The sequence below is a fragment of the Methylobacterium sp. SyP6R genome, from assembly GCF_019216885.1.
GTDB lineage: Bacteria > Pseudomonadota > Alphaproteobacteria > Rhizobiales > Beijerinckiaceae > Methylobacterium.
In genome coordinates this window covers 1,470,312-1,484,679 of the sequence record NZ_JAAQRC020000001.1, presented here as the reverse complement: position 1 = coordinate 1,484,679, position 14,368 = coordinate 1,470,312, and the positions used below count along the sequence as shown (strand labels likewise).

At 71.4% G+C, this 14,368-nt stretch carries 9 protein-coding genes; 2 read left to right on the top strand and 7 right to left on the bottom strand.

The annotated features are described in order from the left end of the window. Positions 1-62: 62 nt before the first annotated feature. Positions 63-3,224, bottom strand: coding sequence for an efflux RND transporter permease subunit (locus HBB12_RS06785; protein WP_236988640.1), 3,162 nt, complete (start codon positions 3,222-3,224; stop codon positions 63-65). Between the two features lie 240 nt (positions 3,225-3,464). On the opposite strand from HBB12_RS06785, the gene HBB12_RS06780 reads away from it, so the two are divergent. Together HBB12_RS06780 and HBB12_RS06775 are read left to right on the top strand one after the other, a co-directional pair. Continuing rightward, positions 3,465-4,748 (top strand): efflux RND transporter periplasmic adaptor subunit, encoded by a 1,284-nt coding sequence (locus HBB12_RS06780; RefSeq protein ID WP_236988639.1) that lies wholly within the window; start codon positions 3,465-3,467, stop codon positions 4,746-4,748. Between the two features lie 89 nt (positions 4,749-4,837). After that, complete coding sequence (locus tag HBB12_RS06775) at positions 4,838-5,407, top strand: hypothetical protein (protein ID WP_236988638.1); 570 nt, start codon at positions 4,838-4,840, stop codon at positions 5,405-5,407. Between the two features lie 59 nt (positions 5,408-5,466). Here HBB12_RS06775 and HBB12_RS06770 read toward each other — a convergent pair whose 3' ends face one another. From HBB12_RS06770 to HBB12_RS06735, 6 genes are all read right to left on the bottom strand, one after another. Next, positions 5,467-7,713 (bottom strand): calcium-binding protein, encoded by a 2,247-nt coding sequence (locus tag HBB12_RS06770; protein ID WP_272913251.1) that lies wholly within the window; start codon positions 7,711-7,713, stop codon positions 5,467-5,469. Positions 7,714-8,012: 299 nt separating this feature from the next. Then, positions 8,013-8,852 carry a DUF2459 domain-containing protein gene (locus HBB12_RS06755; protein ID WP_236988637.1) on the bottom strand — a complete coding sequence of 280 codons (840 nt, stop codon included), beginning with the start codon at positions 8,850-8,852 and terminating at the stop codon, positions 8,013-8,015. 5 nt (positions 8,853-8,857) lie between these two features. Beyond that, on the bottom strand, positions 8,858-9,091 hold the full coding sequence (locus tag HBB12_RS06750) for a DUF2283 domain-containing protein (RefSeq protein WP_236988636.1): 234 nt from the start codon (positions 9,089-9,091) through the stop codon (positions 8,858-8,860). Between the two features lie 188 nt (positions 9,092-9,279). Then, on the bottom strand, positions 9,280-11,991 hold the full coding sequence (locus HBB12_RS06745) for a valine--tRNA ligase (RefSeq protein WP_236988635.1): 2,712 nt from the start codon (positions 11,989-11,991) through the stop codon (positions 9,280-9,282). A 170-nt stretch (positions 11,992-12,161) separates the two neighbouring features. After that, positions 12,162-12,380 (bottom strand): PopZ family protein, encoded by a 219-nt coding sequence (locus HBB12_RS06740; protein WP_236992682.1) that lies wholly within the window; start codon positions 12,378-12,380, stop codon positions 12,162-12,164. A gap of 560 nt (positions 12,381-12,940) precedes the next feature. Then, the gene (locus tag HBB12_RS06735; RefSeq protein WP_236992681.1) at positions 12,941-14,296 is read right to left on the bottom strand and encodes a TolC family outer membrane protein; all 1,356 of its coding nucleotides are present in this window, start codon (positions 14,294-14,296) and stop codon (positions 12,941-12,943) included. Positions 14,297-14,368: the final 72 nt, after the last annotated feature.

The following is a 14,368-nucleotide window of genomic DNA, read 5'->3' as shown; positions in this document are numbered from 1 at the left end:
CCGGATCACGGGGACCGGATCCGGGAGCCGGGCCGCCCCGACCGGCAGGGCGATGGGCGCCCCTATTCGGCCGGCTGCGGCGCGGGGCCGGGCTCCCGGTCGTTCCGGCCCGGCTCCCCCTTCCGTCCCCGCCCCTCCACCAGCCGCTCCGCCGCGACGTAGAAGACCGGGGTGACGAACAGGGTGAGCAGGGTCGCGACGAGAAGTCCCCCGATCACCACCGTGCCCATCGAGATCCGGGCATTGGCGCTCGCTCCGCTGGCGATGGCGAGCGGCAGCGAGCCGAGGATGAAGGCGAACGAGGTCATCAGGATCGGCCGCATCCGCAGGCGCACCGCGCCTTTCGCGGCCGTGACCGGATCCTCGCCCTTCGCCCGCAGGTCGCGGGCGAAGGAGACGAGCAGGATCGCGTTCTTGGCCGCGAGACCGACGAGCAGCAGGAGTCCGATCTGCCCGAAGATGTCGAGCGGCAGGTCGCGCAGCGCCAGGGCGCCGACGGCCCCGAACAGGGCGAGCGGCGTCGCAAGGATCACCACGAAGGGCAGAAGCAGGCTCTCGTACTGGCCGGCGAGCAACAGCACGATCATCACCACGCCGAGCCCGAAGATCAGCGGCGCCCAGCCGCCGGCGATCTTTTCCTGGTAGGCGACCTCGGTCCATTCCACGGCGGTGTCGGTCGGGAGCGCCGTGCCGGCCAGGCGCTCCACCGCCGCGATGGCCGCGCCCGAACTCGCGGTCTCGGCGGTGTCGAGCGCGATCTCGATCGCCGGATAGGTGTTGTAGGACAACACCGCGGTCGGCCCGCTGACGAAATGCGGCGTCACGAGCGCGCCGATCTGCACCGGCTCGCCGCGGTTGTTCGGGACGGTGAGACGCGCCAGGTCTTGATACGTCCGCCGCCCTTGCGATTCGCTCTGGACGTAGACCTGGTAGACGAAGCCGAACTTGTTGAAGAGGTTGACGAAGGACGAGCCGACATAGGTGCCGAGCGCATCGAACAAGGATTGCAGGCTGACGCCCAGCTGCTCGGCCTTGGCCCGGTCGATGTCGAGGCGCAGCTGCGGCACGCCGTAGCTCGTGGTGGCGGTGGCGCCGCCGATCTCCGGCAGTTTCTTGAGTTGCGCGATGAAGCCCTCGGCGGTCCGGGCGAGCTTCAGCCCGCCCTCGCCGCTGCGGTCCTGCAATTCGAGCGTCAGGCCGCCGCGGGAGCCCAGCCCCGGCAGCGGCGACGGGTCGACGATGCGCAAGATCCCGTCCGGGTGGTTCTTGAACCGTGTCCTCAATCGCCCGATCACCTCGGTGACCGTCTCCTCGCGCTCGTCCCAGGCTTTGAGGGTCGGGATCTGGAAGCCGTAGAACGGCGCCGTGACGTCGGCCAGGATGCCGCGCCCGGCGACCCCGATCGTGCCGGCGGCGGAGGGCTGGTCGAGGACCGCGCGCCCCACCTCCTCCACCATCGCGGCGGTGCGGCCGACCGCGGCGCCCTTCGGCATCGCGATGTCGGCGAAGAAGTAGCCCTGGTCCTCCTGCGGCACGAAGGCGCTCGGGCGGCTCGCGACCATCCAGGCGGTCAGGCCGCCGAAGACGACGAAGACGAGGCCCGTGGCGACGAGGTGGCGCGACAGCCGTCCCGCCGAGCCGACCGCGACACCGGTCGCCCGGTCGAGGCCGGCATTGAACCAGCGCAGGGGCGCCCGCCAGCGGCTCCGATGCGCCGCCTTGTCGTGGGGCCTCAGGAGCAGGGCGCAGAGCGCCGGGGTCAGGGTGAGCGAGACCAAAGCCGAGATCAGCACCGAGATCGCGATGGTGAGGGCGAACTGGTTGTAGAGCTGGCCTGTCAGCCCCGGGATGAAGGCGACCGGCACGAACAGGGCGGCGAGCACCAGGGTGGTGGCGATGACCGGCCCGGCGACCTCGTTCACCGCCTCGGCCGCGGCTTGGCGGGGTTCCTGCCCCTCCTCCATCAGCCGCTCGGTGTTCTCGACCACGATGATCGCGTCGTCGACGACCAGCCCCACCGCCAGGACGAGGCCGAGCAGGCTCAAGGTGTTGAACGAGAAGCCGAGCGCCGCCATCGGCCCGAAGGTGCCAATCAAGGCCACCGGCACGGCGATGGCCGGGATCAGGGTCGCGCGCCAGCTCTGGAGGAACAGATAGGTGATGACGACGACCAGCACGATCGCCTCGATCAGGGTCTTGATGACCTCGTGGATCGAGGCGGTGACGAACTCGGTGCGGTCGAGGGCGATCCTGTATTGCAAGCCCGGCGGGAAGCGTTTTCCCAGATCCGCCATGGTGGCGCGCACGCCCTTCATCACCTCGACGGCGTTGGCCTCCGGGTTCTGGAACAGCCCGAGCGAGGCGGCGGGCTTGTTGTCGTAGGTCGAGCGGCTGCCATACTGCTCCGCGCCGAGCTCGACCCGGCCGACATCGCGGATGCGCACCACCGAGCCGTCGGGATTGGCCCGGATCACGATGTCGGCGAATTCTGTCGGCTCGGTCAGGCGGCCCTTGGTGACGATCTGGAGCTCGAAGGCGGTGGCGTCGCGCACAGGCTCCTTGCCGAGCGAGCCGACCGTGATCTGGGCGTTCTGCTGCTCGACCGCCTGGACGATCTGGCTCGGCCCGATGCCGAGCGATTCCATCCGGGCCGGATCGAGCCAGATCCGCATCGCGTAGCGCTGGTTGGAGAAGTTGACGATGCGGCCCATGCCGGCGACCCGGCGCAGGGGCTTGATCACCTGGGTCTCGGCCCAGTTCGACAGGAACAGCTCGTCGTAGCGGTTGTCGTCGCTGTAGAGCACCACGTTGCCGAGGCGCTGGCGCGAGGACTTCACGATCTCGAGGCCCTGGTCGCGCACCGCCTGCGGCAGGCGCGATTCGGCGCGCTGGGCCCGGGTCAGCACGTCGGCGGCGGCCGCGTTGAGGTCGGAGCCGACCTCGAAGGTGGCGTCCAGGTTGACGCTGCCGTCGGCGTTGCTGGTCGAACTGATGTAGATGAGGTCCTGCGCGCCGTTGATCTCCTGCTCGAGCGGGATCGCGATCGCCTCGTAGGCCTGCTGCGCCGTGGCGCCCGGATAGGTCGCCTGGATGTTGATGATCGGCGGCGCGATCTCGGGGAACTGGGCGATCGGCAGGGAGAACCCCGCCACCGCCCCGATCAGCGTGACGAGCACCGAGATCACGCCCGCCAGGACGGGCCGGTCGACGAAGGTGGCGAACATCCGGCGTCCCGGTGAGCCGCCCGCGAGACGCCGTTGCGCCCACCGCGGGCCGGAGGCCTTCGGGACGGGCCGCGGGTCCTGCGACGGTATGGTGATGGCTCTCGTGCAACGTGATCGCGCCCGAGGGAGTTCCTTTGCGGGACCGGGCAACCGGAGCGTGTCGTTCGGGGCGCGTCCCGTCGTCCCGGTCCGGAACTGCGGCGGTGGGTCGCCGCTTCCGGCACGGACGCCCCCGTCGCGATGCGGGGTCCGCCCGCCGAGAGCGCGGGCACCCGCCAGGAGGAGATCGGCATCGTGCGCGGAAGGATTCGCTACGGCCTCGTCGGTCTCGCCGCGCTCGCGGCCGGGGGCGGCCTCTGGTGGGGCGTCGGCCATCCGCTGCCGCCGGGCGCCGCCCGTCTCCTGCCCGGCCCGATGGCGCGACTCCTGGCGCCTCCGCCCGTCCCGAAGACGGAGCCCGAGGCGCCCGAATTCGATGTCGCGGTGGCGCGGGCCGCCTCCGAGACCGTGCCGGTCGCCTTCTCGTATACCGGCACGGTGATCTCGCCGAAGGACGCCGCGCTCCAGCCCCGGGTCACCGGCGTGGTGGTGGAGCGGCCCTTCGAGCCGGGCGGCCACGTCAAGCAGGGCCAGGTCCTGTTCCGCATCGATCCGCGGCCCTTCGAGGTGGCGTTGCGCACGGCGGAGGCCCAGCGCGCGCAGGCGGCGGCGCAACTCGCCTTCGCGGATGCCGAGGTCGACCGCACCCAGCCGCTGGCCGACAAGGGCTACGCCTCCGAGCAGCGCTTCCAGCAGCTCGAGAGCAACCGCCAGGTCGCCCGCAGCCGGGTGCAGGAGGCCGAGGCCGCCATCGCGCGTGAAAAGCTCAACCTCGACTACGCGGTGATCCGCGCCCCCTTCGACGGGCGCTCCAGCCTCTCGGACGTCAATGTCGGCGACCACGTCAACGCGAATGCGACCCAGCTCGTCAGCGTGGTCCAGGTCGACCCGATCGAGGTGCAGGTGGCGCTCTCGGCCGAGGATTCGGAGGCGGTGCGCGCGGCCCTGAGGGAGAGCCGTGCCTTCATCCGGACCCTCGATGCTCAGGGCAGGCCGGAGCGCAAGGCCACCATCTCCAAGCTCGACAACCGCTTCGACCCCCGCACCGCCCGCCGCCTGATCCGGGCCTGGCTGCCCAATGCCGACGAGCGCTACCTGCCGGGCGAGTTCGTGCGCACGCAGGTACAGGTGGGGACCGAGGAGCGCCTGCTGGTGCCGACCGTCGCGCTCTCGGCCCAGCTCGACCAGCGCATCGTCTGGCGGGTCGGCGACGACGGCACGGTGGCGATGGTCCCGGTCGAGACCGGCGCGGAATTCGGCGACCGGACGGCGATCCTCAAGGGTCTCAAGGCCGGCGAGCGGATCGCCACCGACCACCTCCAGCTCCTGCGCCAGGACCAGCGGGTCGGGGTCGAGCAGGAGGCCGAGGCGGCGCGGCAGGCGGCCAACGAGCCGACCGACACCCAAGGCGGCACGGTGCGCTGACGCACAGCGTCAGCGCTTGCCCCCGCGAAAGTCCGGACGCTACGGTTGGTGGGACGTCCCCGCCACGGCCCGCGAGTGACCGGCCCCGCATGACCTCTTCCGAGACCGCAAGTCCCGAGACCGCAAGTCCCGAGACCGCAAGTCCCGAGACCGCAAGTCCCGAGACCGCAAGTCCCGACCCCTCTGTTCCCGAGACCTCTCGGGACGATGTTTCCCTTGCCGCGACCGCGGCGTCCCCGCCCGCCGCCACCCCGCGCTTCTCGGTCATGACCGCCGGGCCGGACGAGGTCGAGCTCGTGGTGGCGTTCGGGCCGCGGGACTACGCGGTGCGTCTCTCGCCTGCAGAGGCCGCCGAGCTCGGCGTGGCGCTGCTGGCCACCGCCTCGGTGGCGGCGGATGCGGCGCAGGACGTGCCGGCGGGCACGCGGGTGGAGAATTGCTTCTTCCCGGTCCTCGGCTGGACGGCCGGCGAGGTCGGCCCCGGGGTGCCGGCCCTCGCCCTGCGGCTCGCCGAGGGCACCGAGATCGCCGTCCAGTTCGACCGCGCCGCCGCCCGGGCCTGCGGCCGCGACCTCGCCCGCAGCGGCCGGGTGCCGTGGCGGGAACGCCTCCGGCGCGTCTTCCGACGGCGCCCGACCGGGGCCGGGCTCCGGCCCTGAGGACGCGCGAGGCGCGGACCCGCCGCGTCACCGGCCCGAACGCGACCGCGCGGGCCGGCTCAGCCCTGGTTGCCGTAGCCGAGGGTGAGATCCGCGAAGGTGCCGCGGCCCTCGTAGAGCCCGTATTGCAGGTAGTGCTGCATCGGGTTCAGGCCCGCCTGCGCCACGTCGCCATAGGCCGCGAGGTAGTTCGACGTGTCGAAGCCCCGCGACGGGTCGCGGCCCTCCTTCCAGCCGTACTGATCGTAGTGCGTGAGCGGGTTGATGTTTGCCGCCTGCACGTCCCGATAGGCGATCAGGTACTCGGCGGTGTTGAACACCGCGTTCGGGTTGCGCCGCTCGCGCCAGCCATACTGCTCGAAATGCTGCGCCGCGTAGGCGAAGCTGTCCCCGCCCGCGGCGGTCGCGGCGCGGGCCACGTCGGGATTCGCGAGGAGATAGTACTCGGCGTCGAAGGCGCCGCCCGCGAGATCGGCGGTGCGGCCGACCGCGTCGGTGATCTGCCGGCCCTCGGCCTGGCCGTATTCGAGGAAGTGCTTGAGCGGGTCGATGCCGGCCGCCTTCACGTCCGGGTTGCGGGCGAGATAGGCCTCGTTGTCGAACCCGGCGGAGGGGTCGCGGCCTTCCTTCCAGCCGGTCTGGTCGTAATGCTCGAGCGGGTTCTGGCCCGAGGCGCGCACGCCCGGATTGGCGGCGAGGTAGCCGGTGGTGGAGAACAGCGCGTTCGGGTCGCGGCCCTCCTTCCAGCCATAGGCGGCGTAGTGGGTGTCGGCGTCCTGGCCGGCCTGGAACACGTCCCGGTAGTTGGTCAGGTAGAACAGGTCGTCGACCAGGGGCTGGCCGTCGCCGGTCACCACCGTCGCGTCGGTGAACTGGAAACGCTCGATGCCGGTGTAGGTGTCCCGGACGTTGAGCACCATGGAGGAGCCGCTGCGCCGGACGGTCGCGTCGGTGAGCGGCGAGGTGAGCACCAGGGTGTCGGTGCCTCTGCCGCCCAGGTAGGTGTCGTTGCCCGGGCCGTCGATGAAGGTGTCGTCGCCGTCGCCGCCGCCGACGAGATCATCGCCGCTGCCGCCGACCAGGACGTCGTCGCCGCTGCCGCCGGTGATCGTGTCGTTGCCCTGGCCGCCATTGATGTAGTGCGGCTGCGACGTGCGGCCCTGGACCGGCCCGAGCACGTCGTTGAGGCTGCTGCCGAGGACGACCACCCCGAACCGGTCGCCGCGCGGGGTGCCGGAGACGAGGTCGCGCACGTCGAAGGTGAGGCCGTCCATCGCCGCCGCGAAGGTGATGCCCTCGTCGTCGAAGCGGCTGACCGGGCCGGTCAGGGTGTCGCCGGGCCCTTCCGCCTGCAGGCGCACGGCGAGGCCGCCATCCTGGTTGGCAGAGCCGCCGAGGTCCACCGGGCGGCCGTCGCCGACCTCCGAGGACGTGAAGGTCAGGCGGATCTGGCCGGGGGCGTCGGCCGAGACGTCGACCCGGTCGAGGCCGCTTTCGAGATCGGTGCGGTCGGCGCCGTCGGTGGTGACGTTGAACAGCGCAACGTCGTTGCCGCTGCCGCCGAAGATCGCGTCATCGCCGGTGCCGCCCCGGATCACGTCGTTGCCCAAGGCGCCGATCAGGACATCGTGACCGCTGCCGCCGGTGATCGTGTCGTTGCTCTCGCCGCCATTGATGTAGTGCGGTTGCGATTCGCGCCCCGGGACCGGCCCGAGGACGTCGTTGAAGGCGGTACCGAGGACGACCGCCCGGAACTGGTCACCGCGCGACGTGCCGAAGCCGAGATCGCGCACGTCGAAGGTGAGGCCGTCCACCGCCGCGACGAAGGCGATGCCCTCATCGTCGAAGCGGCCGACCGGACCGGTCAGAACGTCGCCGGAGCCCGCCGCCTGCAGGCTCACGGCGAGAGTGCCGATATTGTTGGGGAGTTCGCCGGGATCGTTGGGGTTGCCGTTGCCGACCCCCGACAAGGCGAAGCTCAGGCGGACCCGGCCGGGAGCATCGGCCGAGACGTCGACCCGGTCGGCGCCGGTACCGAGCTGGGCGCGGTCGGCGCCGTCGATCCTGGGATCGAACGGGACGAAATCGTTGCCGGGGCCGCCGATGATCAGATCGTCGCCGGTGCCGCCCCGGATCGTATCGTCGCCGTCGTTGCCGTACAGGATGTCGTCGCCACCGCGTCCGTCGATCACGTCGTTGCCGGCGAGCGCGTCGATGATGTCGGTGCCATTGGACCCGATCAGGGTATCGTCGCGGCTCGTACCGAAGCTCTGCTCGACCGTGTTGCTCGGCATGATGACCGCCATGGCGCCCTACTCCCTCGTCGTTCGTCGGCAGGATTCCCGGCCGCGGCTGATGACCCACGCTCGAACGCGGATGATCGCACCCGGCGATCTTAGACGACGAACCGAGAATTGTAACGGCTTCGTTTCCGCGGGTCGGCAGCGGATGCGGACAAGACGATCCGATGGGAGGATTGCGTCATGCCGAAGACGGTAAGGTCGCCTTGACCTTGCGCAGGGTCGGCCCGTTCTGCGACAGGGAGATGGGACGATCGTCTCATCAGATGCATGTCAGGTCCGGCCGTCGACAGAGTCCCGGGCGATTACGATGCGTCGCAGCATCCTGGGCCGATGGTATCGACCCGCGCCGATCCTGGACAAGACGATCTTGGACCGGCCGAAAGGCCGCGCGGCGAGACCGGCTCCCGCGACGGTCCCGCCTGCGCGGTCGCCGCGCGCCATGCCAGGTCGAGGACGAGCCCCTGCGGCAGGGTGTCGAGGAGCGGCGTCACCGGGATGCCCGCGTCGTTGAGGAGGCCGGCGCTCCAGTGGTTGCAGACGGTCAGCAGGCTGAAGCGCCCTTCTGCCGCGTAGAACAGGCTCGGGCCGTAGAGGCCGGGCCCCAGGATCTCCGGGTGGCCGCCGCGCCGCGCGAAGGCGCGGCCGAGCGCGGCCGCGAGCCGGTGAAAGCCTGCCCGCGACAGCCGGAGCGTCACGATCTCGGCCTCCGGAAAGGCGGTCTCGGGCTCGGCCGCGACCCCGACCACGTGCAGGACCGCCGGGCGGCCGCCCGGCGTGAACAGGGCCCGAAGCGCCAGGCGCCAGTCGAGGGCCTGGAGCGTCGGCACGGTGCGGTAGAAGCCGGCATCGCCCCAGCCGATCTCCAGCGCCGGGCTGGCGCGAAAGCGCTCGGTCACCTCCAGGAGCACCCCGTCCCCGGCCTCCGCCGCCGCCCGGGCGAGGGCGTCGCGCGGCAGCAGCAGGCCGGAATGCCAGGTCCGGGCGACGAGCCGCACCGTCACCGCCGCCTCGCCCGGGGCCGGCGGATAGAGGCGCGGGTCGCCTGGCCGGGCGGTGAGCCAGGCCGCCGCCGAGAGGGCGAAAGTGACGGCGACGATGACGGTGAGGGCGAGGAACGCCGCCTGCCGGGCGAGGCGGCGCATGGCGGTCAGGCGGCCACGGCGAGGCGCCGCAGGTCCTGATCCGCCGTCAGCCGCTCCGCGGAGGCGTCGCGGATGTCGAGGCCCACGATGGCCCCGGCCGCGTCATAGGCGGCGACGAGGCCCGGCCGGACCTCCCGGCTCTCCACCGCCTCGGCCGCGCTGAAGCGGACGGAGAGCACGTCGGTCTCGGTGTCGTAGCGGCCCGTCACGGCGCGGGACGATGGGGGATTGGGGCTCATGCCTGTGCGGATATCCGGGCAAAGGTTGACGGATCGCCTCTTCGCCGCGGCCTCCCGATCCCATGGGGGACCAGGAGGCCGCACGAGCGCTTCTCCCATGTCTCGTTGTCGTCCGATGTCCTGTCGTTCGTTCGGCGGCTTTGCGGTGCCGGGGCTTGCCCGCACCGCAAAGCCGCCGCGTCGCGGCGTCAGCCCTGGAGCCGCGCCAGCGCGTCCCGCACCTTCTCGCGGCGGGCGATGGCGGCGTCGCGGCGCTCGCGCTGCTCCTCGACCACCTCCTCGGGGGCGCGGGCGAGGAAGTCGGCATTGCCGAGTTTGGCGTCGATCTTGGCGATCTCGCCGTCGAGCTTGGCATCCTCCTTTTTCAGCCGCGCCACCTCGGCGGCGAGGTCGACCACGCCTTCGAGCGGCAGGGCCGCGACTTCGCCGCGCACGATCAGCTGCACGGCGTTGCGCGGACTGCCTTCCGCGATCTCGATCGAGGCGATGCGGCCGAGCCGCCGCACGGTGTCGCCCCAATGCGAAAGGCGCTCGCGCACCGCCGCGCTCGGGGCCACCAGCACCAGGGGGATCTGGGCGCCGGCCGGCACGCTGGTCTCCGAGCGGGCCGAGCGGATCTCCGACACGAGGTCGACCACCCAGCCGATCTCGGCCTCGGCCTCGGGACGCGCCAGCGCGCCGAGATCCGGCCAGGCGGCGAGCGCGAGCAGCGGACGCGTGATGCCCGCCTCGCGCGCCTTCGTCGCCCACAATTCCTCGGTGAGGAACGGCATGAACGGGTGCAGCAGCACGCAGATCTGGTCGATGAGGTAGGCGATCGTCCGCTGCGTCTCCTCCTTCGCCGGCCCGTCCTCGCCCTGGAGCACGGGCTTGGCCAGTTCCAGGTACCAGTCGCAGAAGACGTTCCAGACGAAGCGGTAGGCGGCATTGGCGGCGTCGTTGAAGCGGTAGGCCTCGATGGAAGCCGTCACCTCGGCCACCGCGCGCGCGGCCTCGCCGAGCGCCCAGGCGTTGAGGGTCTGGGTCACGCCGGCCGGCGCGAAGGCGGGATCGAGCCGGCAGCCGTTCATCTCGGCGAAGCGGGCGGCGTTCCAGAGCTTCGTGGCGAAGTTCCGATAGCCTTCAACGCGTTGCACGGAGAGCTTGATGTCGCGTCCCTGCGCCGCCATGGCCGCGAGGGTGAAGCGCAGGGCATCGGCGCCGTAGCGGTCGACGAGGTCGAGGGGATCGACCACGTTGCCCTTCGACTTCGACATCTTGGCGCCCTTCTCGTCGCGGACGAGGGCGTGGATGTAGACGGTCCGGAACGGCACTTCGTCCAGTGCGTGAAGGCCGAGCATCATCATCCTGGCAACCCAGAAGAAAATGATGTCGAAGCCCGTCACCAGCGCGCTGGTCGGGTAGTAGCGGGCGAGCTCGGGCGTGCCTTCCGGCCAGCCCAGCGTCGAGAACGGCCACAGGCCGGACGAGAACCAGGTGTCGAGCACGTCCTCGTCGCGGCGCAAGGTCACCGGGCGGCCGTGCTTCGCGGCGGCCTGGGCCAGGGCCTCTTCCTCGGTGTGGGCGACGAAGCAGTGGCCGTCCGGGTCGTACCAGGCCGGGATCTGGTGGCCCCACCAGAGCTGACGCGAGATGCACCACGGCTCGATGTTCTCGAGCCACTGGAAGTAGGTCTTCTCGTAGGTCTCGGGCACGAAGCGGGTGCGCCCGTCGCGCACCGCCTGCAGGGCCCGCTCGGCCAGCGGCTTGACGTTCACGTACCACTGGTCGGTGAGATACGGCTCGATCACCACGCCCGAACGGTCGCCGTGCGGGACCGCATGGGTGTTGGGCTCGATCGTGACGAGGCGGCCGCGCTCCTCCATGAGCGCGACGACCGTCTCGCGGGCCTTGAAGCGGTCGAGGCCGTGCAGCGCCAGGGCCTCGGGCTCGGGCGCCGATCCGTCGAGGAATTCCGCGTTGCCCTCTAAGCTTATGCGGGCTTCCTCATCCAGGACGTTGATCTGGGCGAGCCCGTGCCGGCGGCCGACCTCGAAGTCATTGAAGTCGTGCGCCGGGGTGATCTTGACCGCGCCGGTGCCCTTCTCGGGGTCCGAGTACGCGTCGGCCACGATCGGGATCAGCCGGCCGACCAGCGGCAGGCGAAGCCGCTTGCCGACGAGCGCCCGGTAGCGCTCGTCCTCCGGATGCACCGCGACCGCGGTGTCGCCCAGCATGGTCTCGGGCCGGGTGGTCGCCACCGTGATGGTCTCGGCCGTTTCGTTGCCGGCTTCGTCCACCACCGGATAGGCGAAGTGCCAGAGATGGCCCTTCACCTCGACCTGCTGCACCTCGAGGTCGGAGATCGCGGTCTGGAACTTCGGGTCCCAGTTCACCAGGCGCTTGTCGCGGTAGATCAGGCCCTGCGCGTGCAGGTCGACGAAGACCTTCAGGACGGCCTTCGACAGGCCCTCGTCCATGGTGAAGCGCTCCCGCGACCAGTCGCAGGAGGCGCCCAGGCGCTTGAGCTGGTTGACGATGGTGCCGCCCGATTCCGCCTTCCACTCCCAGACCCGGCGGACGAATTCCGTCCGGCCCAAGCTGCGGCGGTCGGGCTGCTGCTGCTCGGCGAGGCGGCGCTCCACCACCATCTGGGTGGCGATGCCGGCGTGGTCGGTGCCGGGCTGCCACAGCACGTCCTTGCCGCGCAGGCGCTCGAAGCGGGCGAGCACGTCCTGCAGCGTGTTGTTGAGGGCGTGGCCCATATGCAGCGAGCCCGTCACGTTCGGCGGCGGGATCATGATGCTGTAGGGCTCGGCGCCGGCCCGGTCCGGGCGCCCGGCCCGGAAGGCCTGCGCCTCCTCCCACTCGGCGGCGATGCGCGCCTCGACGGCGGCGGGATCGAAGGTCTTGTCCATCATCGCGGGAAGCAGCCACTCGCACGCCGCCCGAGGCGCGTCCCGTCCGGCGGGACGCGCGCCCCGCGGGCGCCGTCAGAAACGAAAAAGGCCAGCCGCGCGAGCGGCCGGCCCCCGAGAGCGCTTTCAAGCGGACCCGCGCCGTTCCGTCAACTGGCCCGCCCCGGCGGGCGTCAGCGCCCGCGCGCGACGCGCTCGATCTCGGCACGGACCAGGCGCTCGACCATCACCGGCAGGTTATCGTCGAGCCAGGCCTTCAGCATCGGCCGCAGCATGTCCTGCACCAGGTCCTCGAGGGTGCGGGCGTTGCGGGTCAGCACCGTGTTGGCGAGGAGATCGAAGGCGTGTCCGACGGTGGCGTCGGTCGCCTGGGACAGGAGCCTGTCCTCCATCGCCGGGGCCGGCTCCGGCGCGGGCGGCGGCGCGACGGCCTTCGGGGGTTCCGGCGGCGGGGGCGCGGGCTCCGGCTCGATCTCGATCGCGTCGAAATCCATCGGCTCGTCGCGGAACGCGATCTCCTCGATGTCGTCGAAGCTCGGCTCGGGGGGCTTCGGCGGCGCCTTGGCGACCGGCTCCGGCTTCGGCGCCGGCTTGGGTTCGGGCGGTTTGGGTTCGGGCGGTTTGGGCGCGGGCTTGGCCACCATCGCGAGGTCGAGCACGTCGTCCTCGTCCGGCTCGAGGTCCGGCACCGCCATCGGCCGCGACCCGGCGGCGGGCGGCTCGGCCGGCTTCTGGTCGTCGGCGATGATGCGGCGGATGGAGGCCAGGATCTCCTCCATCGAGGGTTCCTGCGACTGCGTCTTGGGGCTCGCGGCGCTCATCCGGCTCAACGCTCGAGTACAGGGGATCGGGGGTCTTGAGGTACGCAGTATTCCACAGGGCCGGCCACGCACAAGCGACGCGGCCCGCCGAACTCACAGGAAGGCGCGGGGTCTCCCCGCACCCGCCGCATTCAGCGGCCGTCCGGCGTGCGCACGCCGTACCACAAATCCTTGACCTGGTCGTAATGCTGCTTGGCGCTGTACTGCGCCACCGGGACGGCGATGAAGCGGGTGGTGAGGCGGCCGACGGTCTGCACCACCTGGTAGGAACCCACCACCCGGTCGCGCTGGGCGGCGATCAGGCTGACGCGGGCGCTCAGGAGCTCCTGCTGGGCGTTCAGCACGTCGAGGGTGGTGCGCTGGCCGACCCGGGCCTCCTCGCGCACGCCGTTCAGCGCCACCTCGTTGGCCTGGACCTGGGCCTGCGAGGCGATGACGCGGGCCTTGGCGGCCTCCAGCGCCCCCCAGGCGGTGACGATGCCGGCGCGGACCTGGTCGCGGGTCAGCTCGGCCTGGAGCCGGGCCTGGCCGACCTGCTCCTTGGCCTGGCGGATCTGCGCGTATTCGGCGCCGCCCTGGTAGAGCGGGACCGTGAGCTGGCCGACGATCGAGCCCTGGAAGTAGCGGGTATTGGCAATCTGCTGGTCGAAGACCTGGGCGGCGTTTCCGCTCAAGCTGACCGTCGGATAGAGGGACGATTCGGCGATCTTGACCTGCGCCTCGGCCGCGTCGACCGAGTGGAGGGCGGAGAGGATCGCCGGGTGCTCCATCAGGCCGATCTCGACCGCCGCCGTCAGCGTGCCGGGCACGAAGCGGTCGATCGGGCGGCCGGGGGCGAGCTGGCGCGGCTCGACGCCGATCACCTGCCGGTAGGTCGCGATGCTGGTGCGCAGGTTGGCCTCGGCCAGGCTGACCTGGGCCCGGGCGCCGGCGAGCCGCGCCTCGGCCTGGGCGACGTCGGTGCGGGTCACCTCGCCGACGTTGAAGCGGTCGCGGGTCTGGCGGAGCTGCTCCTCCAGCACCTCGACATTGTTGCGGTTGAGCTCCAGCGTGGCGGTGTCCGCCAGCACGTTCATGTAGGCCTGCGCCGCCGAGAACAGCGTCGTCATCTCGGTGTTGCGCAGGGTCTCGCGGCCGCCCAGCACCTGCGACTCGGCCTGCCGGGTCTGGTTGTCGGTGCGAAAGCCGTTGAACAGCGTCTGCGTGACGGAGACGCCGGCCGAGCCCGGGATCAGGGTCTGCGAGGCGTCGCCGCCGCCGAGTTCCCCGCGCGCGACGCCGAGGCGCCCCGAGACGTTGCTGACGCCGACGCTGGCCTGCGCGCTCACGGTCGGGCGGTAGCCCGCCAGCGCCCGCGGCACGTTCTCGTCGTTGGCGCGCTGGCCGGCGCGCTGCGCGTTGAGCGTCGGGTTGCCCGCATAGGCCCGCGCGAGCGCGCTATCCAGGGTTTCCGCGGCCGCGCCCTGGCCCGCCAGGGCGAGGGCCATGGCGGCGAAGCCGCCCAGCCGAAGCCCGCGGAACGCCCGAGTTCCTGTGTCAGTCACGCCTGTCTACCCTGT

Coding starts and splice junctions, on each gene's coding strand:
- HBB12_RS06785 (WP_236988640.1), bottom strand. CDS start 3,224: ATGTTCGCCACCTTCGTCGACCGGCCCGTCCTGGCGGGCGTGATCTCG.
- HBB12_RS06780 (WP_236988639.1), top strand. CDS start 3,465: ATGCGGGGTCCGCCCGCCGAGAGCGCGGGCACCCGCCAGGAGGAGATC.
- HBB12_RS06775 (WP_236988638.1), top strand. CDS start 4,838: ATGACCTCTTCCGAGACCGCAAGTCCCGAGACCGCAAGTCCCGAGACC.
- HBB12_RS06770 (WP_272913251.1), bottom strand. CDS start 7,713: ATGGCGGTCATCATGCCGAGCAACACGGTCGAGCAGAGCTTCGGTACG.
- HBB12_RS06755 (WP_236988637.1), bottom strand. CDS start 8,852: ATGCGCCGCCTCGCCCGGCAGGCGGCGTTCCTCGCCCTCACCGTCATC.
- HBB12_RS06750 (WP_236988636.1), bottom strand. CDS start 9,091: ATGAGCCCCAATCCCCCATCGTCCCGCGCCGTGACGGGCCGCTACGAC.
- HBB12_RS06745 (WP_236988635.1), bottom strand. CDS start 11,991: ATGATGGACAAGACCTTCGATCCCGCCGCCGTCGAGGCGCGCATCGCC.
- HBB12_RS06740 (WP_236992682.1), bottom strand. CDS start 12,380: ATGGAGGACAGGCTCCTGTCCCAGGCGACCGACGCCACCGTCGGACAC.
- HBB12_RS06735 (WP_236992681.1), bottom strand. CDS start 14,296: ATGGCCCTCGCCCTGGCGGGCCAGGGCGCGGCCGCGGAAACCCTGGAT.